Annotated in this window: 23 protein-coding genes; 12 read left to right on the forward strand and 11 right to left on the reverse strand. The window is 71.4% G+C overall.

Annotated features, from left to right (window positions below; genetic code table 11):
- Window positions 1-16: 16 nt before the first annotated feature.
- Together cysT and I3V78_RS07295 are read right to left on the reverse strand one after the other, a co-directional pair.
- Window positions 17-865 (reverse strand): sulfate ABC transporter permease subunit CysT, encoded by an 849-nt coding sequence (gene cysT, locus I3V78_RS07290; RefSeq protein WP_204485589.1) that lies wholly within the window; start codon window positions 863-865, stop codon window positions 17-19.
- The gene (locus I3V78_RS07295) at window positions 862-1,911 is read right to left on the reverse strand and encodes a sulfate ABC transporter substrate-binding protein (RefSeq protein WP_204485590.1); all 1,050 of its coding nucleotides are present in this window, start codon (window positions 1,909-1,911) and stop codon (window positions 862-864) included. Before I3V78_RS07295 ends, cysT begins: the two co-directional genes overlap by 4 nt.
- 256 nt (window positions 1,912-2,167) lie before the next feature.
- Here I3V78_RS07295 and I3V78_RS07300 point away from each other — a divergent pair, with 256 nt between their 5' ends.
- Window positions 2,168-3,787 (forward strand): serine/threonine-protein kinase, encoded by a 1,620-nt coding sequence (locus I3V78_RS07300; RefSeq protein WP_204485591.1) that lies wholly within the window; start codon window positions 2,168-2,170, stop codon window positions 3,785-3,787.
- 4 nt (window positions 3,788-3,791) lie between these two features.
- Here the strand turns inward: I3V78_RS07300 and I3V78_RS07305 are convergent, their stop codons facing one another.
- From I3V78_RS07305 to I3V78_RS07325, 5 genes are all read right to left on the reverse strand, one after another.
- Entirely contained in the window at window positions 3,792-4,130 is a 339-nt protein-coding gene (locus tag I3V78_RS07305) for a ComEA family DNA-binding protein (protein WP_338023484.1), read from the reverse strand.
- Window positions 4,127-4,384: a hypothetical protein gene (locus I3V78_RS07310; RefSeq protein ID WP_204485592.1), complete on the reverse strand. Its 258-nt coding sequence runs from the start codon at window positions 4,382-4,384 to the stop codon at window positions 4,127-4,129. The genes I3V78_RS07305 and I3V78_RS07310 overlap by 4 nt, the downstream gene beginning before the upstream one ends.
- 147 nt (window positions 4,385-4,531) lie before the next feature.
- Window positions 4,532-5,899, reverse strand: coding sequence for a sigma-54-dependent transcriptional regulator (locus I3V78_RS07315; protein ID WP_204485593.1), 1,368 nt, complete (start codon window positions 5,897-5,899; stop codon window positions 4,532-4,534).
- The gene (locus tag I3V78_RS07320; protein ID WP_338023485.1) at window positions 5,896-7,440 is read right to left on the reverse strand and encodes a sensor histidine kinase; all 1,545 of its coding nucleotides are present in this window, start codon (window positions 7,438-7,440) and stop codon (window positions 5,896-5,898) included. The genes I3V78_RS07315 and I3V78_RS07320 overlap by 4 nt, the downstream gene beginning before the upstream one ends.
- On the reverse strand, window positions 7,437-8,522 hold the full coding sequence (locus I3V78_RS07325; protein ID WP_204485594.1) for an SRPBCC family protein: 1,086 nt from the start codon (window positions 8,520-8,522) through the stop codon (window positions 7,437-7,439). Before I3V78_RS07325 ends, I3V78_RS07320 begins: the two co-directional genes overlap by 4 nt.
- 170 nt (window positions 8,523-8,692) lie before the next feature.
- On the opposite strand from I3V78_RS07325, the gene I3V78_RS07330 reads away from it, so the two are divergent.
- The 3 genes from I3V78_RS07330 (at window position 8,693) to I3V78_RS07340 (ending at window position 11,287) form a co-directional block, all read left to right on the forward strand.
- The gene (locus tag I3V78_RS07330; RefSeq protein ID WP_204485595.1) at window positions 8,693-9,376 is read left to right on the forward strand and encodes a fatty acid desaturase; all 684 of its coding nucleotides are present in this window, start codon (window positions 8,693-8,695) and stop codon (window positions 9,374-9,376) included.
- Between the two features lie 136 nt (window positions 9,377-9,512).
- Window positions 9,513-10,793 (forward strand): RelA/SpoT domain-containing protein, encoded by a 1,281-nt coding sequence (locus I3V78_RS07335; protein ID WP_204485596.1) that lies wholly within the window; start codon window positions 9,513-9,515, stop codon window positions 10,791-10,793.
- 68 nt (window positions 10,794-10,861) lie between these two features.
- Window positions 10,862-11,287 (forward strand): hypothetical protein, encoded by a 426-nt coding sequence (locus I3V78_RS07340; RefSeq protein WP_204485597.1) that lies wholly within the window; start codon window positions 10,862-10,864, stop codon window positions 11,285-11,287.
- A gap of 9 nt (window positions 11,288-11,296) precedes the next feature.
- On the opposite strand, the gene I3V78_RS07345 is transcribed toward I3V78_RS07340, so the two are convergent.
- Genes I3V78_RS07345 through I3V78_RS07360 form a run of 4 tightly spaced genes read right to left on the reverse strand, consistent with a single transcriptional unit; the run spans window position 11,297 to window position 13,790 of the window.
- The gene (locus I3V78_RS07345; protein ID WP_204485598.1) at window positions 11,297-11,686 is read right to left on the reverse strand and encodes a hypothetical protein; all 390 of its coding nucleotides are present in this window, start codon (window positions 11,684-11,686) and stop codon (window positions 11,297-11,299) included.
- Entirely contained in the window at window positions 11,683-12,639 is a 957-nt protein-coding gene (locus I3V78_RS07350) for a type VI immunity family protein (protein ID WP_338023486.1), read from the reverse strand. The genes I3V78_RS07345 and I3V78_RS07350 overlap by 4 nt, the downstream gene beginning before the upstream one ends.
- Complete coding sequence (locus I3V78_RS07355; protein WP_338023487.1) at window positions 12,636-13,451, reverse strand: hypothetical protein; 816 nt, start codon at window positions 13,449-13,451, stop codon at window positions 12,636-12,638. Before I3V78_RS07355 ends, I3V78_RS07350 begins: the two co-directional genes overlap by 4 nt.
- A 33-nt stretch (window positions 13,452-13,484) precedes the next feature.
- On the reverse strand, window positions 13,485-13,790 hold the full coding sequence (locus tag I3V78_RS07360) for a hypothetical protein (RefSeq protein WP_204485600.1): 306 nt from the start codon (window positions 13,788-13,790) through the stop codon (window positions 13,485-13,487).
- Between the two features lie 279 nt (window positions 13,791-14,069).
- On the opposite strand from I3V78_RS07360, the gene I3V78_RS39850 reads away from it, so the two are divergent.
- The 8 genes from I3V78_RS39850 to I3V78_RS07400 are packed head-to-tail and all read left to right on the forward strand — an operon-like array spanning window position 14,070 to window position 25,168.
- The gene (locus tag I3V78_RS39850; RefSeq protein WP_338023488.1) at window positions 14,070-14,636 is read left to right on the forward strand and encodes an FHA domain-containing protein; all 567 of its coding nucleotides are present in this window, start codon (window positions 14,070-14,072) and stop codon (window positions 14,634-14,636) included.
- A gap of 44 nt (window positions 14,637-14,680) precedes the next feature.
- On the forward strand, window positions 14,681-16,600 hold the full coding sequence (locus tag I3V78_RS07370) for a TonB-dependent receptor plug domain-containing protein (protein WP_204485601.1): 1,920 nt from the start codon (window positions 14,681-14,683) through the stop codon (window positions 16,598-16,600).
- Entirely contained in the window at window positions 16,597-18,195 is a 1,599-nt protein-coding gene (locus tag I3V78_RS07375) for an MXAN_6577-like cysteine-rich protein (RefSeq protein WP_204485602.1), read from the forward strand. The genes I3V78_RS07370 and I3V78_RS07375 overlap by 4 nt, the downstream gene beginning before the upstream one ends.
- A gap of 11 nt (window positions 18,196-18,206) precedes the next feature.
- Entirely contained in the window at window positions 18,207-19,085 is an 879-nt protein-coding gene (locus tag I3V78_RS07380; protein ID WP_204485603.1) for an ABC transporter substrate-binding protein, read from the forward strand.
- Window positions 19,082-20,167, forward strand: a complete 1,086-nt coding sequence (locus I3V78_RS07385) for a FecCD family ABC transporter permease (protein ID WP_204485604.1) — start codon at window positions 19,082-19,084, stop codon at window positions 20,165-20,167. Before I3V78_RS07380 ends, I3V78_RS07385 begins: the two co-directional genes overlap by 4 nt.
- Before the next feature lie 12 nt (window positions 20,168-20,179).
- A complete protein-coding gene (locus tag I3V78_RS07390) occupies window positions 20,180-20,968 on the forward strand; it encodes an alpha/beta fold hydrolase (RefSeq protein ID WP_204485605.1) in 789 nt (262 codons plus the stop codon).
- 58 nt (window positions 20,969-21,026) lie between these two features.
- Window positions 21,027-21,827: an SdiA-regulated domain-containing protein gene (locus I3V78_RS07395; RefSeq protein WP_204485606.1), complete on the forward strand. Its 801-nt coding sequence runs from the start codon at window positions 21,027-21,029 to the stop codon at window positions 21,825-21,827.
- Between the two features lie 5 nt (window positions 21,828-21,832).
- Complete coding sequence (locus I3V78_RS07400) at window positions 21,833-25,168, forward strand: hypothetical protein (protein ID WP_204485607.1); 3,336 nt, start codon at window positions 21,833-21,835, stop codon at window positions 25,166-25,168.
- The last annotated feature ends 37 nt before the right edge of the window (window positions 25,169-25,205 follow it).

Below are 25,205 nucleotides of genomic sequence, written 5' to 3' on the forward strand. Positions count from 1 at the left end.
CGGGCGCCTCTCCTCCCTACTCGTGCCGCGCCTCGAGCCGACGGTGGCTCCAGCGCTGCAACAGGTTGACGGCGAGCAGCAGCGCGAACGACGCGGCGAGCATCACCCCGGCGATGGCCGTGGCGCCCGCGTAGTCGTACTGCTCCAGCCGGGTGATGATGAGCAAGGGGGCGATCTCCGTCTTGAGCGGCATGTTGCCGGAGATGAACACCACCGAGCCGTACTCGCCGATGGCGCGCGCGAACGCGAGCGTGAAGCCGCTGAGCAGCGCGGGGAAGACGCTCGGGAAGAGCACGTGCGTGAACGTGCGCCAGGGCGAGGCGCCGAGCGTCGCGGCGGCCTCCTCCACGTCCGCGTCGAGCGACTCCAGCACCGGCTGCACCGTGCGCACCACGAAGGGCAGCCCGATGAAGGTGAGCGCCACGCCGATGCCCAGCGGGGTGAACGCCACCTGGATGCCAAAGGCCTCCAGGTGCCGGCCATACCAGCCGTTGCGCGCGTAGAGCGTGGTGAGCGTGAGGCCCGCCACCGCCGTGGGCAGCGCGAAGGGCAGGTCCACCAGCGCGTCCACCAGCGCCCGGCCGGGGAAGCGGTAGCGCACGAGCACCCACGCCACGAGCAGGCCGAAGACGGCGTTGGCGAGCGCCGCGAAGAACGCCGCGCTGAAGCTCAGCCGGTACGCCGCGAGCACGCGCGGCGAGGCCACCGTCTCCCAGAACTGCGCCCAGGTGAGGCTGAACGTCTTGAGGAAGAGCGCCGTGAGCGGCAAGAGCACGATGAGCGTGAGGTAGAACCAGCTCACGCCCAGGGTGAGGCCAAAGCCCGGGAGCACGCGCCGGGACGCGGAGGTGGCACGCGCGCTCATCGGGCCTGGGGGGCGTAGAGCTGGTCGAACGAGCCGCCGTCGTCGAAGTGCCGCTGCTGGGCCTGCTTCCAGCCGCCCACCACGTCCTGAATGGTGAAGAGCTTCACGGGCGCGAAGTGGCCCGCGACCTTGGCCTGGGCCTGGGCCGAGCGCGGCCGGTAGTGGTGGCGGGCGGCGATCTCCTGCGCCTCCTCGGTGTAGAGGTACTGGAGGTAGGCCTCCGCCACCTGGCGCGTGCCCTTGCGGTCCACGTTCTGATCCACGAGCGCCACCGGCGGCTCGGCGAGGATGCTCGTCGAGGGGACGATGATGTCGAAGCGCTCCGGCCCCACCTCGTCCTTGAGCAGGAAGGCCTCGTTCTCCCAGGCGATGAGCACGTCCCCGAGGCCCCGCTCGGCGAAGGTGGTGGTGGCGCCCCGCGCCCCCGAGTCCAGCACCGGCACGTTCTTGAACAGCGCGGCGATGTACTCGCGCGCCTTGGCCTCGCTGCCCCCGGGCGCGCGCAGGGCGTGGCCCCACGCGGCGAGGTAGTTCCAGCGCGCCCCCCCGGACGTCTTGGGGTTGGGGGTGATGACGGACACGCCGGGCCGCACCAGGTCCTCCCAGTCCCGGATGTTCTGGGGGTTGCCCTTGCGCACCACGAAGACGATGGTGGACGTGTACGGCGTGCTGCGCTCGGGCAGGCGCGTCTGCCAGTCCGCCGGCAAGAGCCCCGCCTTGTCGTGGATCATGTCGATGTCGTAGGCGAGCGCCAGCGTCACCACGTCCGCGTCCAGGCCGTCGATGACCGCGCGCGCCTGCTTGCCCGAGCCCCCGTGGGACTGCTTGAGGATGGGCTTCACGCCCGTCTTCGCCTCCCACCGCCGGGCGAACGCGGCGTTGAGCTCCGTGTACAGCTCGCGCGTGGGATCGTACGACACGTTGAGCAGCGTCACCGCCTCGGCCTTGGCGTCGTTGGACTTGGCGCAGCCCACCGGGAGCGCCAGCGCGCCCGCGAGCCAGACGGACAGGGAAAAGACGGACCAGCGAGAATGACGTGCCTTCATTGGGCGCCTCGGTTCGGATGCCCACGACAGGCCGGGTGCGTTCCGAAAGCCCGCCGTCCCGCGCGCCGTGCAAGCGCGGGGGGGGGGGCATGGACACGCGGGAAAGTGCCCGGGGGCCGTCCGTTTGTCAAGACATGCCTCCGCTATAGCGGACAGCCCTTGCTTGGAGGGCGGGCGCAACCTTCGGGCGTTCAACCAACCGCAAAGGTTGTCCCCGCGCGGCGGTGCCGGGGGGAGTCGGTTAGGATGGAACTTTATGCCCGTGTCGCATTCCGTCGGACTGTTGCAGGAGTACCTGGCCCAGGACGTCGTTCCCCGGGAGATGACCATCGCCCGCTTCATGCGGGGGATGATGGTGCTCGGGTGCGTGGCGGCGTTGTTCCTGGGCGGGGCGATCGGCTGGAAGCTGGCGCTGAGCCTCTCGGGGCTCACCGCGGTGCTGGCCATCTACTACACGCTCATGCTCCGGGCGCTGGGCCGCGGGGGCTTCCACCCGGCGATGCAGTGGGTGGACAGCGCGCTCACGGTGTCCATTCCGGCGGTGGTGTTCCTCACCGACGTGCACTTCCACGGCGCGGTGTACGCGCTCACCACGCCGCCGGCCTATGCCTGGGGCACGCTCATCGTCGTGTGCGCGCTCCGGGCGGGACGGGGGCTCGCGTACTTCGCCGCGGGGCTCGCGGCGGTGGAGTACCTGCTGCTCTACTTCCTGGTGGCCGTGCCCCGGCTGCCCCCGGACACGCTCGACACGCTGAGCCCGGCGATGGTGTTCCTGCGCGCCGTGTTCCTCTTCTCCTACGGCCCCCTGGCCGCCACGCTCGCCACGCTCATCGTCACCAAGGCGGGCGACGCGCTGCGCGCCATCCGCGAGAAGGACGTGATGGGCAAGTACTTCCTCCAGGAGCGGCTGGGCGTGGGCGGCATGGCGGAGGTGTTCCGCGCCACCTACAGCCCCGAGGGCGGCTTCGAGAAGCAGGTGGCGCTCAAGCGCGTGCTGCCCGCGTTCGCGGACAACGAGGAGTTCCTCTCCCTGTTCAAGCGCGAGGCGGAGCTGGGCTCGCTGCTCATCCACCCCAACATCGTCCAGGTGCTCGACCTGGGCCGGCACCAGGGCACCGTCTTCCTCACCCTGGAGTTCGTGGACGGCATGCCGCTGAGCACGCTGCTCAAGCGCGTGGCGCTGCGCCGGCTGACCCCGGCGGCCGCGGCCTTCATCGGCGCGGAGATGGCCGCGGCGCTCGCGTACATGCACGACCGCTCGAGCGCCAAGGGCGAGCCGCTGGGCCTGGTGCACCGCGACCTGAACCCGCCCAACATCCTCCTGTCGCGCATCGGCGAGGTGAAGCTGTCGGACTTCGGCATCGCGCGCGCGGCCAACCAGGTGGGCGTCACCCAACTGCAGCAGGTGCGGGGCAAGGCGGGCTACATGGCGCCCGAGCAGGCCTACGGGCTCGCGCTGGATGGCCGCGTGGACCTGTTCGCGCTCGGCCTCACGCTGCACGAGGCCCTCACCGGCCAGCGCGCGCTCCAGGGGGACACCGACGCGGAGCTGATGCTGGCCTCCACCCGGCAGGAGATCCTCCCGCCCTCGCACTTCGTGCCCGGCATCTCGCCCACCCTGGACGCCATCGTCATGGGCCTGCTGCGCCACGACCGCGAGCAGCGCACGCCCACCGCCGAGGTGCTGCGCCAGCAGTTGCTCACGCTCACCGGCTACGAGTCGCCCTACATCCACGGGCGCAAGCAGCTCATCCAGGCCCTGCGCGAGGCGCGCACCCAGGCGTCCGCCCCCGTGCGGCCCCTCTTGCTCACCCCCGACATGGCCCTGACCGAGGGCGCCGCCCAGCCGGCGCTGCCCGTGCCCGAGCGCTCCTGAGCCCTCAGCCCTGGTCCGCCGCCGGCACCGGCACGCGCTCGGCCTGGAGCGTCGTCTCGCCCTGGAGCGTCAGGTAGGGCTTGAGCCGGAGCATGCGCTTGCGGCCAAAGCCTTTCACCCGCACGAGCTCGTCCACGCGCTTGAAGGGCCGCTTCTGCCGCCAGGCCACGATGCGCTCGGCGGCCTTCTGTCCCACGCTGGGCAAGAGGTCCAGCTGGGCCGCCGTGGCCTCGTTGAGGTTCACCTGCCCCGTGTAGCGCACCCGCGCGCGGGGCTCGCCCGCGTGCGCCGCGCCCCCGATCAGCCCCAGGCCCACCACCCCGAGCCACACCCAGCGCCTCACGAGTGGCCCCCCGCCGCCAGCGCGTCCATTCCGCCCTCCACGCCGTAGCGCCCGCCCCCCCCCGCCGCCTGCGCCCCGTCGCGCTTCTCCCCCGCCTCGCGCACGTGGAGCTTGCCGTCCAGCGGCAGCACATCCAGCAGCACGTTGAGCGAGCCGTCCTTGTTCACGAAGGCGCTGCCCGCGCGCACCCACACACTCCCGCCCTTGCCCTCGCGGATGGAGAACACCGCCAGCCGCTTGCCCGCAGTCAACATCGACGACCTCACCTGCCTCACGCACCCCGCCGTCATTGGCGGCGTCGTCCCCCCGAGCGAAGCAGCCCCCATGCCAGGGGGGCTCCCCTCGGGCGGCCCGCCGGGCGGTGTACGGGGCGCGCGCGCGGGTCCCGCCGGGCAGACGGCTCAGCGCAGCCCGTGGCGCGCCATCTTGTTGAGCAGGCCCTGGCGCGACAGGCCCAGCTTCTCCGCCGCGTGGGAGCGGTTGCCCGCGCACTCGGCGAGCGCGCGCGTGAGCTCCTCGCGCTCCAGCCGCTCGATCGTCTGCTCCAGCGTGAGCGGTCCGGACGCCGCGTCCGCCGGGGCCTGGGTGCGCCGCAGCGCGGGCGAGAGGTCTTCGGGGAGGACCTCCGCGCGGCCTCCGGCGAGCACCAGGGCGCGCTGCATCTCGTGCCGCAGCTCGCGCAGGTTGCCGGGCCACTCGTAGGTCTCCAGGCAGCGCACGGTGGCGGGGGCGAGGGTGGGCAGGGCCGCCTGGGGCACCAGGGCGCGCGCGTGGTGGAGGAAGTGGCGCGCGAGCAGCCCCACGTCCCCGGGCCGCTCGGCGAGCCGGGGCAGCGCCACCTCGATGCCGCGCAGCCGCCAGTACAGGTCCTCGCGAAAGCGCTTGTCGGCCACGAGCTCGGGCAGGGGCTGGTGGGTGGCGGACACGAGCCGCACGTCCACCTGGACGGGCCGGGACGCGCCCACGGGCAGCACCTCGCCGCTCTCCGTGGCGCGCAGCAGCTTCACCTGGAGCTCGCCCTGCAGGTCGCCGATCTCGTCGAGGAAGAGCGTGCCGCCGTGGGCCTCCACGAACAGCCCCTTGGTGTCCGCCACGGCGCCGGTGAAGGCGCCCTTCTTGTGGCCGAAGAGCAGGGACTCCAGGAGGTGGGGGCTGATGGCGCCGCAGTTGAGCGTGACGAAGGGTCGCTCCGCGCGGCGGCTGCGCGCGTGCACGAAGCGCGCGAACACCTCCTTGCCCGTGCCCGAGGCGCCGGTGAGCAGCACGGGGATGTCCGCCGCCGCCGCGCGCGCCGCGAGCTGTTTGGCCTCGAGGAACGCGGGCGCCTGGCCCAGCAGGTGGTCCTCCCGCGCCGCGAGCGACTGCTCCAGCTCGCGCACCCGCGCCTCCAGCCCGAGCCGTGCCCGCGCCCGGTCGAGCACCGTGAGCAGGTGCTCGGGCTCGGCCGGCTTGGCGAAGAAGTCGTAGGCGCCGCGCTGGACCAGGGACAGCGCGAGCGACGCCTCGCCCGTGCCCGACACCACCACCACCTTGGTGTCCGGCCGGGCGGAGAGGAACTCCCCGAGCAGCGCCGTGCCAGCCTCCGGGGTGTTCTCCGGGGGCAGCATCAGGTCCAGCAGCACCAGTCGCACGGGGTGGGCGTGGAAGAGCTGGCGCGCGGTGGGGGCGTCCGGGGCGTCGAGCACCTCGTAGCCCACGCCCTTGAGCAGCCGCCGCCAGGCGTGGCGCAGCGCCGCGTCGTCATCCACCAGCAGTACGAGGGAGGTCATGGCTTGGGCAGGAACAGCACGAAGCGCGCGCCGCCGGTGGCGGGCCGGGCATGGGTGAGCGTACCACCCTGCCGCCGCGCCCACTTCGCGCACAGCGCCAGCCCCAGGCCCGTGCCCGGGCGCGCCGCGTCCCGGCCCCGGCCGGTGACGAAGGGCTCGAAGAGCCGGGGAAGGATCGCCTCCGGCACGCCCGGCCCGTTGTCCTCGACCTCGATGCGCACGCCCCCCTCCTCGCGCCGCTGGCTCACCCGCACCCGGGCCTCGGGCCGGTGCTCCACGGCGATGAGCGCGTTGGTCACCAGGTTCACCACCACGTCGCCCAGGGCCTCGCCATCTACGTCCCAGCGCAGCGCGTCCAGCGCGAGCGTCACCTCGGGCGCGCCCTCGCCGAAGGCCCGGCGCGCGCGCCGCGTCGCCTCGCCCACCACCCGCGCCAGGTCCTCCTCGGCCAGCCGGAGCGGGCGGGGGCGGCTGTACTGGAGCAGGTCGTCCACGAAGCGGCTGGCCCGCGCCACCTGCTCGCGCAGGGCCTGGACGCTCTCCGCGTCCGCGCCGGACAGCTCCAGGAGCTTCGCCTCGGCGAGGATGACACCCAGGGGGTTGCGGATCTCGTGCGCCACCGCCGAGGCGAGCCGTCCCACCTCGGCCAGGGTCTCCGCGTGCTCGGCGCGCGAGGTCTGCTGCTCCACCGCCTCCACCAGCAGGGGCACCGTCTGGGGCCGCGCGAACAGCCGGCGCGTGACGGCCTCCCCGAGCAGTTGCCGCGCGGCGTCCACCGGCAGCGCGAGGGCGGCGCCCAGGAGCGCATAGGCCCAGAGCGGCCCGGTGCCGAGCGCGAGGCTCAGGGCCCCGGCGCCCAGCGCCATCAGCGCCGAGACGCTCGCGCCCTGCACGGCGACCTGGATGAGGCCCTCGCGCTCCCGGGGCTCCTCGGGCGCCCAGGCCGCGTAGGCCACCAGCGACAGGCTCAGGGCGAGGAACAGCACGCCCCCGCCAATGAGCCGCACCCCGAGCACGTGCAGGCCGATGAGCCCGCCGCCGCCCAGCGCTCCGGTGACGTTCGCGCCCAGCAAGGCCAGGCGTCGGCGCCGCTCACGTCCCTGGGCCCCGCGCGCCAGGTGGAAGAGCCACGCCAGCATGGCCGCCGTGCCCACGGTGCACACGCCCGCGAGCAGCGCGAACAAGGGCCCCGCGCCCAAGGCCCCCGGCCCATAGAGCAACCGGGGCGCGAGCAGGCCGAGCAGCGCGATGGCGAGCGAGCCGAGCCACGCGAGCGGCAGCAGTCCGCGAGGGGCACGGCCCACCACGTCCGTGGCCGCCTGAGTGAAGGCGGCCGCGAGCAGCATGCCCAGGGGCAGCACCCGGTCGGCGAGCTCCCCCGTGCGCTGCTCCAGCAGGACGAGCCCCAGCATCCACAGCGCCAGGAAGCCCGCGAGCAGCACCACGCCCGGCCCGGCCCGGCGTCCCAGCCGCAGCGTCTGCAGGGCCACGGCGCCCGCCACGCACGCGCCCGCGAGCAGGAGGGTGGCGGAGGGGTTCACGCCGTCTCCAGCGGGGTGGGGAAGGCACGCGGCTTGCGGCCCTCGCGTCCGAGCACCCGGGGGCGGCGCACGCCGAAGTAGCGGCGCGCGAGCCGCGCGAAGCTTTGCTCGGTGTACCACTGGAAGAGCGGCCGGAAGGCGAAGCGATCCACCACCCGGCCGAACGCGCCCCAGCGCACCTCGTAGGTGTACGACGTGGCGAACTCCATGCCGCCCGCGGGCAGGGCCGTGTAGCGCCACAGTCCCACGCCCCGCGCGATGAGCGAGTGGGGCTGGTCGCTCCAGAACTCGAAGGTGGACTGCCGCATGGGACGGTGCAGCTTGTATCGGCCAAAGCCCCGGATGGAAGCGCCGAGCACCGTTTTCTCGTACCGCATCACCGTGCCCGTCTGGATGCGCGGATCCGGCGTGCCCGGGGGCGCGGTGTAAGCGCCCTGGGTGTCCTCGTGCAGCATCACGATGGACGAGAAGCGGTGGTCCCAGTCCGGGTGGAGCCGGTGGTCCTGGGTGAGGTTCCACACCTGCTCCACCGTGGCGGGCAAGCGCACGCGCACGTGCAGGGGCGCGGGCGGCCCCAGGCGCCGCTCCACGAGGACGAGCACCTCCAGCGCCGACACGGCCAGGCAGCCCACCGCCATGCCACCCGCGAGCAGGCGGAGGCTCCCCGGTACGTCCGAGCCGAGCACGCCCGTGGGCAGCCGCCAATCTCCCCAGGTGGTGGAGAACACGGCGTGCAGGAGCGCGCCGACGCACACCGACAGCACCAGGTGCATCACGTACTCGCCGCCGGACAGGCCGCCCTGCGCGGCGCGCGAGCGGGGCTCCTCGCGCGCGTCCAGCCAGGCCACGGTCACGTCGGCGCCGAAGAGCACGAGCCACACGGCGTACGCGGTGCCGGTGAAGCGCAGGTTCGGCACGCACAGGAACTGGGCCGCGTACACGACGCCCCTCGCGATGTGGATCCATGCCTCGCGCTGGCACTCGGGGCGGGTGACGAGGCGGCCCTTGTAGGTATGGAACCAGGCGATGTCGAAGGCCCCGAGGAGGCCGAGCACGAGCAGGAGCAGGGTGGCGGTGGTCATGCCAACGGGTGGAGCAACGGCCGTGCCGGGCCGGTTCTCCGAGGGAAGCGGCGCCGGACTGCCCACGACGTGGACAGCGGCGCCGGGCCCTCTGCCCACGCCGTTGACAGCGCGCCGGGGGCTTCCCGAGGAAGGGGACTCCGGCACGCGGGATGCTTTGGACAGACGGCATGAGACCGCTCACCCGCCACCTGATGGATGTCCTGCTCCCCCTGATCCTCTGGAGGGTGCTGCCGCGGAACGTCCTCCAGGTTGTCGCGGCGGCGCTGCTCTTCTTCGCGATCTTCGCGCTGTTCCACGACGCGCTCCATGGCGCGCTGGGCCTGCCGCGGGCGCTGAACGAGCGCGTGCTGACGTGGAGCGGGGTGCTGATGGGCGTGAGCGGTCACGCGGCCCGGCGCGCGCACCTGGTGCATCACGCGCGGCCGTTCGCGGTGGATGACCCGGAAGGCCTGGCGGCGCGCGAGGGGCCCTGGGCGGCGCTCCTGGGCGGCCCCGCGTGCTACCTGGGCCTGCGCGCCTGGGGACTGGCGCATGCGCCCCACGAGCGCGACCTCCAAGGGCGAGAGTGGCGCGCGGTGGCGGTGTACTTCCTGGGCCTCGTGCTGTTCCCCGCCGGGCGGATCTTCCTGGTCACGATGCTGGCGCTGCACGCGACCATGCCGCTGTGGGCCGCGTTCCTGCCGCATCATCCGCCGCGGGTGCTGCTCGCCCTGGCCAGCGGGCTCGCCCGCGCGGGCTTCACGCTCCCGGCGGTCTTCGTGACGCATGGCCTGCACCACCAGCATCCCAAGCTGGATGGCTACACGCTGTTGCGCCGCTGGCGGGAAGAGGAGCGGCTCGCGCACCGGTGAGCGGTCGCGTCCCAGAGGATGGGTTACTCCCGAAACTCAGTCTTTCGAGGGCTACCCCTGGCTCTTGCGTGTAATATGTACTTGTGATGCACTATTTACTTGGTTGTTATGCGTGCGGTAGTGCGTAGATATTTTCATGGTGAGGTTACTGATGCATGTGTCGAAATCGAAATTAGATCGAGTAGGAAAGGCTATTGCGCAGGATACGTATCGTAGTGCGGAGGAGTATGTCGAGTTTGAGGGAGTATTCGATGATTACCGAAAGGCGCACCTTCAGCCTTTGTCGGAGACGACGCTCGAACTTCAAGGTTGGATGGGTGGTTTTGGTTTACCTTATTATATCGCGCAGCGCCTTAAGCGTAAGCCCCAGATAATACGCAAGTTGAAGCGTTTGAGCGTTCGGCTAAGTCAATTGCAGGACATCGGCGGCGCTCGCATAATTGTTCCGAAGAATGCTGACGTCGATAAGGTTCTCCGACACATTGAAGAGCAGGTTGCCAAAAATGGCCACTTTAAAATCGAGCGAAAGACCGATTACCGCGAGAGAGGAAGAGATAAGACTGGGTATCGGTCGTTGCATCTTGTGCTGAGTAGGGCGGACGTTGCTCTTGAATTGCAGATTAGAAGTCGTGTGCAACACTACTGGGCGGAGAGTATTGAGCGTACGTCGGTCATTTACGGGTATCATCTAAAAGAGGAGGAAGGCGATCCGCAGGTGCTTCGCTATTTTCGATGCCTCTCTGATGCTTTCTACGAGTTGGAAGCGGGGCGAGAGGCGTCTACTGAGCAACGGATTGAAATCGATTCTCTAAGGGAGTCTTGTGAAGCTGTTATTCGCGGTTCTCCGCTTGGAAATGTCTTCGATAGCTATGTTAATGAGGGGGTGATCAAGACTCTGACTGAGAAGGAGTCGCGTAGTTCTGGTGGCTTGAATAACTGGGTTATTGTTTTTGACTGGAATACTGGCTCGTTCGTTAGCTGGGATATTGTTGGGCGTAGTCCTTCTGATGCGGTAAATGCTTATGTGCGCTATGAGAAGAATTTTCCGGCGGATGCGGGGTTTGAGGTTGTTTTGATTGGGTCGTCTGAGGTGGCGACCGTTCGTCAGACACATAGTCACTATTTTGGAATAGAAAAGTACGACACCATCTTGGAAACACTCGACACGTCGATTGTTGGTTTTCGACGTAAAATCGATCTGGATGTGGGTGCCCGACAAATTCTTGCGACATTGTTTCGCAAGAGTTTCTGGGGCAAGAAGAGTGTGTCTGTAGATACTCTGAGGAATCATTACTGCAAGGGAGTGCTTACGTTTGAGTTGTCGCTTGAGACTTTGGCGGATAAGGGGCTGATTCATACGAAGGCTGGGATTTCCCTTGATTTGTCGAAAAAGGCTGAGATTGAGGGGTATTTGTAGGTTCGACTGTGCCTCGATCGAGGACTGTAAGAATGCTCGTACTTCACCTGAGCAGGAGATGGCGTCTCATGGGCCGGTGGGTCGCGCTTGCCATGGTCCTACTCGTCTCGCAGGGGTGCTCGCTCTTCCGCTACGGTTTGTACCGCAAGGCGGAGTGGGCCCCGTCGGAGCTCGTCGCCCGGGTGCGGTTCCCGGAGTCCTATGACCTGGGCGCGCACATCGAGGGGCCGAGCGTGGTGGCGCTTCAGGCCGCCCTGAACGATTTCCTGCCGCCTGGAGGTTCCACTTCGGCGCACACCGACGATGACCGGGTCGCGCGGTGTCTGTCCCTTCGCGAGTCCTTCCGGGTCTCGATCTGGCAGCCGAACGACAACAACATCTTCTTCGTGCGCTTCACGCCCGACCTGTCTCGCTGCGCGCCCGAGGTCACCCTCTCGGGAGGGGGCGCCGAGTACGCCGTGGATGCGGAGGGACGCATTCTCGCCAAGCGATGAGTGACAGGCTCACGAGTCGTGATCCGGCAACCACTCGCGGCCAAGGGGCCGGTGGTACCGGTAGGGATGCGGAGTGCCTTGGGCATCCACCCACAGGAAGCGCCGGTGGCGCGCGTCGCGGAGGTAATGGTCGCCGCAGCGACAACGGACGAGCCGTCCCCGGCGCTCCGGGAGCCAGCGATCCCAGCGCTCGCGATCCACTTGCGTTTGCTCCGGGCTGCCCACCAGGGCGTAGTCCTTGGCGCGGCACCCCCCTTGGCGGCAGGTAGGGCGGGCGGGGCGCCACCACGCCAGGAGCGCGGCCAGCGTGGCCACGCCTCCCCAGAAGAGGATCAACGCGAGGAAGACCAACAGGCCTCCCGCGATGCTCGCGAGCACGAGGAAGGCGATGCGGTTCATGCCTCGCGGCCTGTCCGTGAACAGAAACGCCGGATCCACCGGCGCATGTCTTCCAGCCCTTCCTCGTCATCGTGAAAGAACCAGCCCGTCACTTCTTGTTCGTAGAGGAAGGGCTCCAACGCTCGTGCCAGGGCGAGAAGCCGAGGGGAGGGGCTCTCTCCTCGGGCCGTATCAATGGCCTCGGGCCATTCTCCCAGGGACAGCCAGGCGCGGTGGTCATCCAGGGCATGGAGCGTGACTCCCGATGGAGCAAGGCGCTGGTTCAAGTGCGCGCATCCTCCGAGTTGGTCGAGCAGGCGCTCTCCGAGGAAGGTGAGCCAGTAGGCGCCGCGTGCACGGGTGCCAAGGACGCGGCTGGTCTGCTCGAGGTGCGCGACGTCCAGCCCCAGGTAGCGGTCGCGCAGCTCGCGAACCGCGCGGCGCGCCGCGTACCAATCCAGGTGGGGCGTCACGAGTGCCAGGCTGGCGTAGCCGAAACTGAAGGGCAAGTCCTGGCCGATCGCGAGGGCGAGGTCGCGAACCCGGGCGGGTCCGTGTTCTCGCAGGTACTCGGTGGGCAGGGTGAAGCTCACGGCGCAGGTGGCGTTCTCGTCGCGATTGAACGGCGGCGCCTCGAGTCTCCGGCCGACATACTCGAAATGATACCCGCCCATCTCCGTGGAGTGCTGCTGCAGTTGGAGCGAAAGTGAGGACGTGGAAGGTCGCGCGAGCAGCTCCTCTCGCGTGTGCTCCCATCGCTCGTCATCGAGTGGGAGGAGTCCTCCTTCCGGAGTGACGTACGCGCTCAAGGTGTGCGGAGGGATGGCCGCGCGGTATGTCCGCAAGGTCGTCCATACCGCGGAGGCGACCTCGTCGTGGGTGTGGCGCATGAAGAAGCAGAGGATGAGCCCATCTCGGGCCACGAGGAGGCCATTGTCGGCGCGCACCCGGAGCGGAGGCAGGCTCGTGCTCACCGGATCAGGCCTCGTGGAGAGAGGAGCAGGGCCTCGCCCCCCAGGGCTTCCTGGTAGACCTCACCCTGGGTCAGGCCGTCATAGGCACTCGTCTTGCCGTAGTGCTTCCAGGACGGGGTGTTGGTGGAAGGACACGGAAACTTGAAGTCAAGGATGAGCACGGCCTTGAGGCGATTGGCGTCGGGGTGGAGGACGACATCGGGCTTGATGGTACGCCACAATTCGCGCGTACAGCCCTGCTCGATGAGGCGGCGCTCCTGCTCCTGGCTGATGGTCTCGAGGAACGCGGCGTTCCGATAGTAGCGGTAGCGCTGTTCGATGCTGAAGGGCGCAGGCCAGAGCCGCTCGAGCACCTCGCGAGCACAGGCGAGGGCGAAGGCATGCTTCTGTCGGCCCAGGTGCATGGCCCGGGTGATGGGCTCGTCGCAGCCATCGAGGCTCAACTCCTCGCCGCATTCCTCCCGGGTGGGCTCGCGGTCTCCGAAGTGTTCCGCGTTGATCCGCTGGTCGGCCTGACGGGCGCAGTCGATGAGCCGCTGTTGCAACGCATCGGCTTGCTCATCGCTTCGGAGGAAGACCAGCAGCAAGGGCGCCAGTCGGGTCACCGTGGCCGTCGCCCTCACGCTCGCGCTGGAGAGGGACGTCGTGGTCCCCAGGGCGTTGGCATGACGCAGGTGCGCGGCGGTCTCCGTGTCCAGGCGGAAGCCCCGACGAGGCGTCCTCCCGGAGCGCGAGGGGCCGGTGGCACACGCGCTGAGGAGGACGCCGGTGAGCAAGGCCGTGGAGAGGCGAGGGGTCTTCCGTGTTCGCACATCACGCTCCATGCCTCTCGTCCTTCTCCCCGCTCAGCTCTCCTGGGCAGGAGCGGGCTCGGTGCGCGCGGGCTCGCGGCAGACGGGCTCCGCCTCGCCGGTGGCCTCGCGCGGGTCCACCGTGGCGAGCGTCTCCTCCTCGGTGTGCGTGAAGCCCATGCCCGCGCACAGGCCGTACTGGCCGCAGGTGACGACCCGGCTGCCCGCCGCGCACCGGATGGTGCAGGGGGTGCCGTCGTCACACACCACGTCACAGGACTCCGGCAGCGCCAGGGCCGACAGCGGGGCGAGGACCAGGGCCACGGCGCCCGCGAGCAGGCTCTTCGAGAACAGGTTCATGGTGTCTCCACGACAACGGGGTACGGGTCGCCTTCCAGGAAGGCGTGGAAACCAGTTTTAGCACGACTTGAGAAAACGCGGAGCGAGCCAAGCCGCTGATCCGCACGGGGTGTAGCTGTGCAGTGTCACGCGCCAGATGGATGGCGAGGTGCGTCGATGTGTCTCCGCCTACCGCCATTACCCAGGAAATTCCGATGCTTATCGACCCTCCAGGGGGGGTAGCCGCGATCAGGGGTCGTGCACAGTCTGTTGCCCACGTCACTGTCCAGGAGCGGTCCCGTGCACCTGAAGTTCTCCACCCTGACCTCCCAGTTCCTGGATGACCCGCAGTCGGTGCGCCGCGCGGTGTGCTGGCCGGTGCTGGTGTGGGAGGCGCCGCCGGTGGGCGTGCGGCCCCTGTTCACCCGCTCCACGATGACGGCCCTGTCCCTGAACCGGCCCACCGTGGCCGAGCCGCTGGTGCTCGAGGTGCGCAAGCGCTCGCAGCTGATGACGCCCGCCACGGGGGTGTCGCTGGGCCGCACGCCGGACAGCGACATCATCGTGGACGACCCCACGGTGTCGCGCGTGCACGCCACCTTCCGGGAGGAGTCGCAGACGGGCGTCTGGTACGTGTCCGATGCCGGCAGCCACAACGGCACCTGGCAGGACGGCACGCTGCTCATCCCGGGTCGGCCCCTGCCGCTGTTCGATCGCGCGTCGCTGCGCTTCGGCGACGTGATGGCGACCTTCCTGCACTTCTCCGCCTTCAACCAGTTCATCCTCGACTGGCTCGCGCGCCACTCGCGCGCCGCCCGCCTGCCGCTGATGGAGAGCGGCTTGACGCGCGAGGGCGGAGCCCTTTAAAGGAGGGCCTTTTCTCTCCCACCGGGAGAGCGGAAGGCGGTGGCATGCGCTGGTGGTCCCTCGCCGCGGCCGTCGCGCGCGCCCAGACGCCGGAGTCAGAACCCTTCCGGGTGCCCACCGTGGAGGTGCAGGAGGCTCGGAGCGCCCCGGAGGCGCCGGAGTCCGCCGCGCGCAGGGATCCCTCGGGCGCCCTCACCGTCATCCCCGTGGAGGCTGGAGGCAGCGCGGCCCGCGACACGGCGGCGCTCCTGTCCACCGCGTCCGGGGTCACGCTGCAGGACTCGGGCGGCTACGGCCAGAGCAAGAGCCTGATCGTGCGCGGCGCGGCGGCCAACGCCACGCTGGTGCTGCTGGATGGCATTCCCCTCAATGGCGCGGGGGGCATCGCGGACGTGTCGCGGGTGCCCGTGGCCCTGGCCGAGCGCTTCGAGGTGCTGCGCGGCGGTGCCGGGGCGCGCTACGGCTCGGGCGGGCTCGGCGGCGTGGTCAACATCGTCACCCGGCGGCCCGGGTCCCACGCGCGGCTCGCGGGCGAGCTGTCCTATGGGAGCTGGGACACGGCGGTGGGGTGGCTGTCCGCCACGGGCCCGTTGCTCGGCGGTGAGGCCCTGGTGCTCGTGCACGGGGCCACGTCCAGCGGGCGCTTCCCCTACCGCTTCAACCCGAACCCCACGCTGCCGGGCGGGCCCCAGGAGGAGCGGCGGCGCGTCAACAACGATGCCCGGGCGGCGGGGGGGCTCGTGCGGCTGCGGCGCGACCTGGGCGCGCACCTGACGCTGGACGTGCTGGGGGAGCTGTCCGCGGACGGGCGGGGCCTGGCGGGCACGGCGCAGAACCCGAGCGAGGACGCACGGCAGGACGCGGGACGGGGCGCGGTGAACCTGCGGCTCGCGGGCGCGTGGGCGGGCGGCACGCGGCTGGAGGCGCGGGCGTACGCGCGCGGGGACCGGCTGCGCTTCGCCGGGGGCGTGGGGGCCTTGCCCGCGCAGGTGCAGGTGCTCGGCGGGGTGGAGGTGGAGGGGCGCGCGCGCGTGGGCGCGTGGCAGACCGTGTCCGCGCTCGTGGGCCTGGGCGGCGAGTCGGTGAGCGCGGTGGAGACGAACGCGGCGGGCGGGGAGCGGCCCACGTGGGCGCGGGCGAGTGTCATGGCCATGGACGAGGTGTGGCTCGGGGGGGAGCGGGTGCTGCTCGCGCCCTCGCTGCGCCTGGAGCGCGCGGGGCCCTACACCCTGTGGTCCCCGAAGCTGGGCGCCACGGTCCTCTTGCCGGCGGGGCTCGAGGTGCGCGCCAACGCGGGCCGGGCCCACCGCGCCCCGTCCTTCCTGGAGCTGTACGTGCGCCAGGGCACGCTCCTGCCCAACGCGAACCTGCGCCCGGAGCGCGCGCTGTACGCGGACGCGGCGCTGGTGCACCGCACGGACGCGTCGCTCGCGTCGGTGGGGGGCTTCGCGAGCCTCTACGAGGACCTCATCTCCTACGAGGCCTACCCGCCGGGCGCGGCGCGGCCCTACAACGTCGCCCGGGCGCGGGTGGTGGGCCTGGAGGCGGAGGGCGAGTGGCGGCCCCATCCGCTCGTGTCCGGGGCGCTCGCCTACACGTGGATGGTGTCCCGGGACTTGCAGCGTGACGGGCGCTTCTACCTGCGCGCGCTGCCCTACCGGCCCGGGCACAAGGTGTCCGCGCGGGTGGGGGCGGGGCCCCGGTGGCTCACGGGCCGGGTGGAGCTGGCGGCGCAGTCGGCGCATGCGCTCACCCGGGATGGGGCCCAGGTGCTGGCCGGTCGGGCCTTCGTGCACGCGGGCCTGTCCAGCACGTGGGGCACGCGGCCGGAGCTCACCGTGTCCGCCGAGGTGCGCAACGTGCTGGATGCGCGCGCCGAGGACTTCGTGGGCTACCCGCTGCCGGGCCGCGCGGTGTACCTGTCCGTGGCGGGCACGTTCGAGCCCGGAGGAGCCCCGCCATGACGCCGTCTCGAAGCCCCGCCCTCGTGGCCCTGCTGTGCCTGGTGCTCGCGGGCTGTCCCGACCCCGAGCCCCTGTGCCCCGAGGGCCAGAGCCGCTGCGGCGTGGCGTGCGTGGACCTCTCCAGCACCTCGGCCCAGTGCGGGGCGTGTGGCGTGGCCTGCGCCGCCGCCGAGCTCTGCGTGGAGGGCGCGTGCCAGTGCCGCGCGGGGGCGGCGCTCTGCGGGGGCGTGTGCGCCGTCACCGCGTCGGACCCGGCGCACTGTGGCGGCTGCGCGGGCGCGGGGGGCGTGGCCTGCGCGGCGGACGAGGTGTGCGAGCGCGGGGCGTGCCGGGCGGCGTGCACCCTGGACACCTCGGTGGCCTGCGGGCGCTCGTGCGTGGACCTCCAGACGGACGCCTTCCACTGTGGCGCGTGCGGCACGGTGTGCGCGGACGCGCGGAGCTGTCACGCGGGCGTGTGCGCGGATGACGTGGTGGCCGCGTGCTTCAACACCGGGCAGGTGGTGGGGCTCCAGGCGGGCACGGACGTGCGGGGGCCCTCGGCGGCGGTGGGCACCAGCCCCCAGGCGCTCGCGCCCATGCAGGACGTGCTCTTGGTGTTGGACGCCTCCATGCTGCTGCGCCAGGCGCGCCTGTCCGACTATGGCGAGCTGCCCGCGCGCACGCCCACGGGGCTCGTGCCCAACCAGGTGCGCGTGCGCGAGCCCTACGTCTACGTCCTCAACTCCACGAGCAACACGCTCCAGGTGCTCCGGCGCGACGGCGAGCCCGCCCCGGCACCGGGTCCCCGCTTCCCCCAGGGCATTCCCCTCGTCAACGTGGGCAGCGTGAACCTCGGCGCCAACACCAACCCGTATGCCTTCACCTTGGAGGACACGGCGGCGGGCCCGGACGCCTACGTCACCCTCTTGGGCAACCTCCAGACGGACCCCTCCGCCGGGGGCCGGGTGGCGCGTGTCTCCCTGGCCGACCCCGCCGCGCCCGCCGTCACCGCCACCTTCGTGCTGCCCACGGGCGAGGCCCTCCAACCCTTCCCGGGCCGCTCGCCCCTGCCGGCCCCCGCGGGCGTCACCACGCTCGGGGGCCGGGTGTACGCCGCGCTCGGCAACCTGGACGCGCGGGACTACGCCCCCGCGGGCCCGGGCTTTCTCGCGCGGGTGGAGCCCACCACGGGCGCGGTGGACCTGCTCGCGCTGGGCCCCGACTGCCTCAACCCCTTCTGGGTGCTGCCCGTGCAGGGCCGCCTGCTCGTGAGCTGCGGAGGCGCGGCGACGTACGACCGGGACTTCAACCTCACGGACGTGCGGGGCACGGGCCTGGTGCTGCTCGAGGCGGACGGGCGTGTCGTGGCCTCGCTGCCGCTGCGCTGCGCCTCGGGCAGCTCCTGCGCGCTGCCGTCCGCGGGCCGCTTCGCCCTGGTGGGCCCGCGCGCCTACGTGGCCGACAACAACGCGGGCCGGCTCTTCGTCATCGAGGTGGTGGGCGATACGCTCGTGGAGCGCAAGGGGCCGGGCCCCGGCGCCGCGCCTCCGCTCCTCGTCTGTCCCCGGGCCCAAGGGCCTTCCCTCGTCAGCGACGTCGTCGCCCTTCCCTGAGAGACCCCGCCATGAAGCGCCTCCTGCTCCGCCTCTCGTTGCTGCTCTCGCTGGGCCTGGCCACCGCCGCGCCCGCCGAGTCCCCCGCGTCGCCGCCCGCGGAGGCCATCCGCATGCTGGGCCCCAAGCCGCCCGCCACCGTCAAGCGCGTGGTGACGCTCGTGCCCTCGCTCACGGAGACGGTGCTGGCGCTCGGCGCGGGGAGCACGCTCGTGGGCGTGTCGCGCTTCGACGAGGCCAAGGAAGTGGCGAAGCTGCCCCGGGTGGGCGGCTTCGTGAACCCGTCCGTGGAGGCCGTGCTGCGGCTCAAGCCGGACCTGGTGCTGGTGCAGCCGGGGCCGGGCAACCAGCGCCCCGTGGAGACGCTGGCGGAGCTGGGCGCGCCCGTGATGCTCCTGCCCCTGCGCTCGGTGGCGGACACCGAGGCGGCGATCGAGGCGGTGGGCGCGGCGCTCGGCAAGAAGAAGGAGGCGCGCGCCCTGGTGGAGCGGATCGAGGCCACCCGCGCCCGCATCCGCCAGGCCGCCAAGGGCCGCCCCTCCCCCCGGGTGCTGCTCGTCTACGGCTTCGAGCCGCTGGTGGTGGCCGGGCCGGGCTCCTTCGCGGACGAGCTGCTCAAGGACGCGGGCGCCCTCAATGTGGCGGGCGACGCGGGTTCGGCCTATGCCGTGCTCTCGCTGGAGCACGCGGTGCGCGCCCGGCCGGAGGTGGTGGTGGACGCGGCGGACGTGGACACGGGCAAGGACAAGACGCGGGCGGCGCCCGGGCTCGACACGGCCCGCTGGGTGGACGTGCCGTCGCTGGCCCTGTTGCAGCCGGGGCCCTCGCTCGCGCGGGGGCTGGAGGAGCTGTTCACGCTGCTGCACCCGGCGCCTCCGCGCGCGCCATGACGTCCCCGCCCCACGTGCTCACGCCCGCCCGGGTCCTCGGGCTCTCGGGGGTGTTCCTCGCGGGACTCGCCGTCGTGTTCCTGCTGACCGTCTTCCTCGGCGAGCAGGCGGTGTCCCCCCGCGTGCTGCTCGAGGAGCCCGGCTCCCTGGAGGCGCGCATCTTCTGGTCCCTGCGCCTGCCCCATGCGTGCCTCGCGGCGCTGGTGGGCGCGGGGCTCGCCGCCTCGGGCTCCACGCTCCAGGGCGTGCTGCGCAACCCCCTCGCCGACCCCTTCGTGCTGGGCGTCTCCGGCGGCGCGGCGCTGGGGGCCTCGCTGGCGCTGGCCCTGGGGCTGGGCACCGTGGGCGACCTGACTTCTGGGCTGGGTGGGGGCCTGGGCGGGGGCCTGGGCGGGGGCCTGTCACGCCTGTCCGCGCCCGCGCTGTTCGCCTTCGCGGGCGCGGTGGCGGCCATGTTCTTCGTGCTCGCCGCGAGCCGGGGGCAGGGGGGCCGCGCGCCCTACGCCGCGCTGCTCACCGGCGTCGTCTTCAATGCCTTCGCCTCCGCGGTCATCACCCTGCTCAAGGCGCTGTCGGACCCCAACCGCCTGGGCGAGTTGCTGTTCTGGCTCGCGGGCACGCTCGGCCACGAGCGCGCGGGCACGCTCGTGCTCTCCGCCGCGCTCCAGGCGGTGGCGGTGGGGGTGATGCTCGCCCTGTCTGGCCGACTCAACCTCTTGTCCCTGGGGGACGCGGACGCGGCCTCGCTCGGCGTGGACGTGGCGCGCACGCGGCGCTGGCTGCTGCTCGCCGCGAGCGCCAGCGTGGCGGGCGCCGTGGTGCTCTCGGGGCTCATCGGCTTCGTGGGGCTCATCGTCCCGCATGTCCTGCGGCTCGCGCTGGGCCCGGACCAGCGGCTGCTCGTGCCCTTGTCGGCCCTGGGCGGCGCGGCGTTCCTGCTGCTCGCGGATCTGCTCGCGCGCATGGCCCAGCCCCTGTTCGGCCAGGAGTTGCCCGTGGGCGTGGTGACGGCCGTGCTCGGAGGGCCGCTGTTCCTCGCGCTGCTCCACCGGCGCGGGCGGCTCTCCTCGTCTTCCCTCTAGAAGGAGTCCACCGTGAGCGACGCATCGGTCCACATCACCCGCTGGGGCGCGTCCGGTCCCCGGGTCGTCCTGGTCCACGGCAGCATGCAGGGCAGCGCCGTGGGCGGGGCCCACCACTTCGCCGCCCAGGAGCGTCTGGCCGAGCGGGGGTGGCGGCTGGTGGTGCCGGATCGTCCCGGCCACGGGCGGAGCGCGGATCCCGGTCGCCCCGATGATGCCGAGGCGGATGGGGCGTGGGTCGCCGACCTGCTGGAGGACGGGGCGCACCTGGTGGGCCACTCCTTCGGCGGGTGCGTGGCCCTGGCCGCCGCCGCGAAGCGTCCCCAGGCCGTGCGCTCGCTGACGCTCATCGAGCCCGCGCTGCAGAACCTGGCCCCGAAGGATCCGCGCGTGCGGCGCTTCGTCCTCCAGGCCGCGTGGACGATGCTCTCCTCGTTCTCCGCCACCACGCGGGCCCGGCGCTTCTTGCGGCTGATGCGCGTGCCCCCCGAGTCCGGGAGCGGCGCCTCGCCGGAGGAACTCGAGCGCGTGGGCAAGGCCCTGCTCAAGCTCAAGGTCCCCGCGTCCGAGGTGCTGCGGCGTCAGATGGAGACCGTGCGCCGCGAGGGCATTCCCCTGCTGGTCGTGACGGGCGGCTGGAGCCCGGCGCTGGAGGCCGCCGCGGAGGCCGCCGCCGCCCTGGGCGGGGGACAGCACCGGGTCATCGCCTCGGAGCACCACTTCCCCCACAACATCTCCGACGAATTCAACCCGGTGCTGGACGCCTTCCTGCGCGAGAGCGACGCGCGGCGTGCGCGCTGACGCGGCCTCCCCGTGAGTGGATTGACGCTCGTGGGAGGCGGGGGGGACACTCCGTCCCATGTCCGCCCCTAGCGCCGTGCCGCCCGCCCCCCTCGAGGTCCGTGATGCCCGCCCCGAGCGGGTGGATCTGCCCTTTGGCCCGGAGCAGCGGGTGTCCCAGCTCTTGCCCGCCCTGTCCAAGGTGGTGAAGGAGCCCAGCGGCATCGTCTTCCACCCGGGGCGGGGCACGCTCTTCGTGGTGGGGGACAAGGGCGACGTGGCCGAGCTCACCCGCGAGGGCGAGGTGCGCCAGCGCACGCGCCACGACAACCTGGGCTTCGAGGGCATCACCGTGGGGCCGGATGGTCGGCTCTTCGCCATCGAGGAGCGCAAGAAGCCGCGCATCCACGAGCTGGACCCCGAGACGCTCAAGCTCAAGGGCGAGTACGAGGTGGACACGAAGCTCAAGGGCGAGCGTGTGGTGGGCAAGACGGGCAACAAGAGCGCCGAGGGCCTGTGCTACGTGCCCGAGCAGGACGCCTTCTACGTCGTCAACCAGTCGCCGGCGTGGCTGGTGAAGCTCCGGGTGCCACTGGACAAGAAGGAGGGCAAGGCCAAGGCGCTGGAGGCGGTGGACCTGTCCTCCGCGGTGCGGCAGCAGGCCTCGGACGTGCACTATGACGCGGCCACGGGCCACTTCCTCATCACCGAGTCCGGGGCCGGCCTGGAGAAGGGCGCCGTGCACGAGGTGACGCGCGAGGGCCAGCGCGTGGGCGGCTTCTCCCTTCCGGGCGTGCGCGCGGAGGGCCTGGCCCTGGATGGCGCGGGGCGGGCCTACATCGCGGACGACGCGGGCGGCGTGCTGCGCATCGAGCGCTGACTCCCATGGCCCTGCCTTTTCCCAACAGCTTCCGCCCGGAGACGTGGAAGGGCCCGCGTTCCCAGCAGTTCCCCAAGCGGGAAGATGCCTTCCAGCAGCTCGTGGGGGACGTGCTGCGCGAGGCGCTGCCGGGTGGGGCGTTTCCCGTGCGCACCTCGGGCCCGGACGGCAGCATCGACGCCTTCATCGCCCAGGACGCGAGCCTCGCGCCGCTGTTCCAGCACCTGCCCGGCCCCGTCATCGTCGAGTGCAAGGACAACGACGACACGCTCCCCCAGGTGCAGAAGAACGTCCTGGGCGCTTGGACCAAGGTCAAGGCGAAGCTCGCGGAGCAGGCCGACAAGGGGTGGCCGGACCGCTTCGCGCCCTGGCGCGAGGCGCGCGGCTACCTCTTCCTGACGAGCGCGGTCTTCCCCGACACGGAGGCGCGGCGGCAGCTGGAGCGCACCCTGAGCGCGTTCTTCGACACGCTGCGCGCGGAGGGCAAGTGCCAGATCGAACAGGTGCGGGTCGCGGACTGGAGTGACCTGCGCGACGCGCTCGACCGGTGGCCCCGGGTCGCGGACCGCTGGCTGGGCGTGGGCCTGCGCAAGGTCGTCGGGCATGACGAGCACAAGGAGGTCCTCGCCGCGGACTTCCGCCGCTTCCTGCTCGCGCACCACCTGCCCTTCTGCGCGCCCGAGCCGGGAGGCCCCACCCACCCGCACACGCTCTTGCAGGGCGTCATGGACCGCGCCCAGACGGGCGGGGTGCTCGTGACGGGCCCTGGCGGCGTGGGCAAGACGCGGCTGCTGGTGGAGGTGGGAGAGCTCGCGCACACGCGCGGCCTGCGGGTGCTGCATGTGCTGCCCGGAGCGCCCGCGCTCGACCCCGAGGAGCTGTTCGAGCGGGTGCTCCAGGGCCAGCGGGACACCCTGCTGCTGTTCGACTACGTGGACGAGGCGTCGATCGACTTCGACGCCGTGCGGCGGCACCTGTTGCCCGAGGCCGCCCGCCGGGGCATGCGGGTGGGCGTGCTCGCCTCCGCCCGCTCCCGGCGCAACGTGCAGCGGCGCAACGACCGGGGCGCGTTCTTCGAGCACCGGGAGCTGCGGCTCGATGACGCGCACGCAGGACGGCTGCTCGGCCAGATGCGGCTGTGCGTGGCGCCCACCGCGACGGCGCTCCTGGGCGAGCGCGCGGTGATCGAGCTCGCGGGCACGCGTCCCATCATCGCGCTGCTCGTGCTGCGTGAGCTCGAGCGCCGCGCCGCCTTGGGACAGCTGCGGGAGTCTTCCCTGCGGGGCATCCGCAGCGGCGATCTCGTGGGGTGGCTGCGGCGAAGGCTCGCCGAGGACGAGCTCCTGGTTCGTCCGGCCGCCTCGCCCTGGGAGGAGGATGAGATTCCCCCCCGGCTCGTGGCCACCGCCGCCATCCTGGCGTCCTCACCCCAGGGAGAGGAGGCGCTCCGGGCCGTGGCGCTCCTGGCCACGCGGGGGCTGCCTCGGGGCGAGCAACTCGCCCAGAGAGCGGTCCCCGCCCTGGTGGAGCTCGGCTGGCTGGAGGAGCGCGAGGGCGGCTTCAGCGCCGTGCATGACGTCATCGTCGACGAGGTCCTGGGCCAGACGCTGGGCGATGCGAGCGGCGCGTTGCGCGAGGAGCTCCTGTGGCGGTTGCTCGAGCCCGGGAAGCGCTCGGCGCGCACGTTGGCCTGCCTGATGGTCTCCTTCCGGCGGCTCCTGGCGGACCTGGAGACCGCGTCGTCGGGCTTCGGCCCGGCGCTCGCCGAGGCCACGCGCGGGTGGCTCACGCGCTGGGTCTCCGAGCTGGGCGCCCTGCTGGCGGACTGTCCACCGGGCGAGGGGTCCTACCTCCTGGCCACCCTGTTGTACGACGGCGTGTGGGCCCCGTCCGTGGAGCTTCATTGGGACACCCTGGTCGCCCCGTGGTTGCAACGGCACGCGACCCATCCCGACGCGAGGCACCTGTTCTTCATCGGCTTGGGCCAGCTCGAGGACCGAGGACAGGAACTCGTGGAGCTCGCCCTGCGCTGGCTCGGCGTGAATGGTCGGGGGTTCAAGGCGTGCTTCGTGCTCGCGCGTCTGCTGGGGCGCGAGCACCTCTCCCCGGAGCAGGTGTCGAACGCGCACGCCTGGGCATTGCTCTGGCTCGACCTTCACGGCCTCCACCCCCAGGCCCCGTACGTCCTGGGGCCGCTGCTCAAGCGCGAGGACCTCACGCCCAAGGACGCGGCCTCGCTTCGTCGACGTGCGCTGTCCTGGTTGTCCGTCCATGCGAGGACTCACTCCGCCTGCTACGTCTTGCCGCCCCTGCTGGTGCGCACGGACTTGCTGGCCGCGGAGTGCGAGAGCGCGTGTGCCCATGCGCTCGTCTGGCTTCGCTCCTTCCGGGGCGATGTCGAGGCCAGCTTCGTTCTGACGGCGCTGGTCCGGCGGGAGGAGCCGAGTCCCGAGGTGGCTCGGGAAGTGATCACGGAAGCGCTGGCCTGGCTGAAGCGCCATCACGACCATTCGCATGCCTCCTGGGTCCTGCGGGTCTGCCTGCAATCGCCCCACCTCGACGCGGAACGGGTCGAGCAGGTCCTCGACGCCACGGTCGTCTGGGTCGAGACCCGCCCGTCTGTCGCCTATTGCGACTCCGTGCTCGCGCGCGCGCTTCGCTTCAAGCAGGCGCCCCCCGCCCTCCTCCGAAGACTCGCGAGGCTCGGGATCGAATGGCTGAAGCAGACGCCCGACGACGAGGACCGGCATGACATGCTCACCCAACTGCTGCCGCATGGCGCGCTGTTGTCTCCCGACGAGCTTCTCTTCGTGGCCAACGATGCCGTTCGTTGGGTGAAGGCGCTTCCGCCCGAAAAAGACACCTTCCTGGATTTGATGCGAATCGTCCGGCGTGCCACCCGCTCGCTGGACCTCTTCGTGAAGACCCCCTTCTCCGGGTGGAAGCCCGGGCCCGCCGCCCCGAGCAAGATGCGTGTGCTCTCGGCGGAACTCCGGAAGCACCTTCCCCCTCAGGGCGAGCCCGTCTCCACGGACTTCCTCCGCGGCGCCTTGCTTCGGATTCGCGAGCAGAGGACGGTGGAGTCACTGAGTGGCCGCGTCCACGCCCTGACCCTGCTGCTGCCCCTGGCGGCGAACACCGCCGACGCGGAGCTGGTCGACGGCGTGGAGTCCGCCCTGTTGAAAGATCTCCAGTCCGACATGCTGGAGCCGTATCAAATCAACGGGACTCGCAAGGGGTGTCTGAAGCTCCTCGAGGAGGGCGCGTGGAAGGATGAAGCCCAGGGTCGGCGGAGTCTCCAGCGGTTGGGCCTCTTCCAACCCGAGGCGCCCGAGGGCTGAGCCCGCCGCGTCCCATGGGGGCCGCGCATCGAGACGG

The sequence above is a fragment of the Archangium primigenium genome, assembly GCF_016904885.1.
In the GTDB taxonomy this organism is placed as follows: Bacteria; Myxococcota; Myxococcia; order Myxococcales; family Myxococcaceae; genus Cystobacter; species Cystobacter primigenius.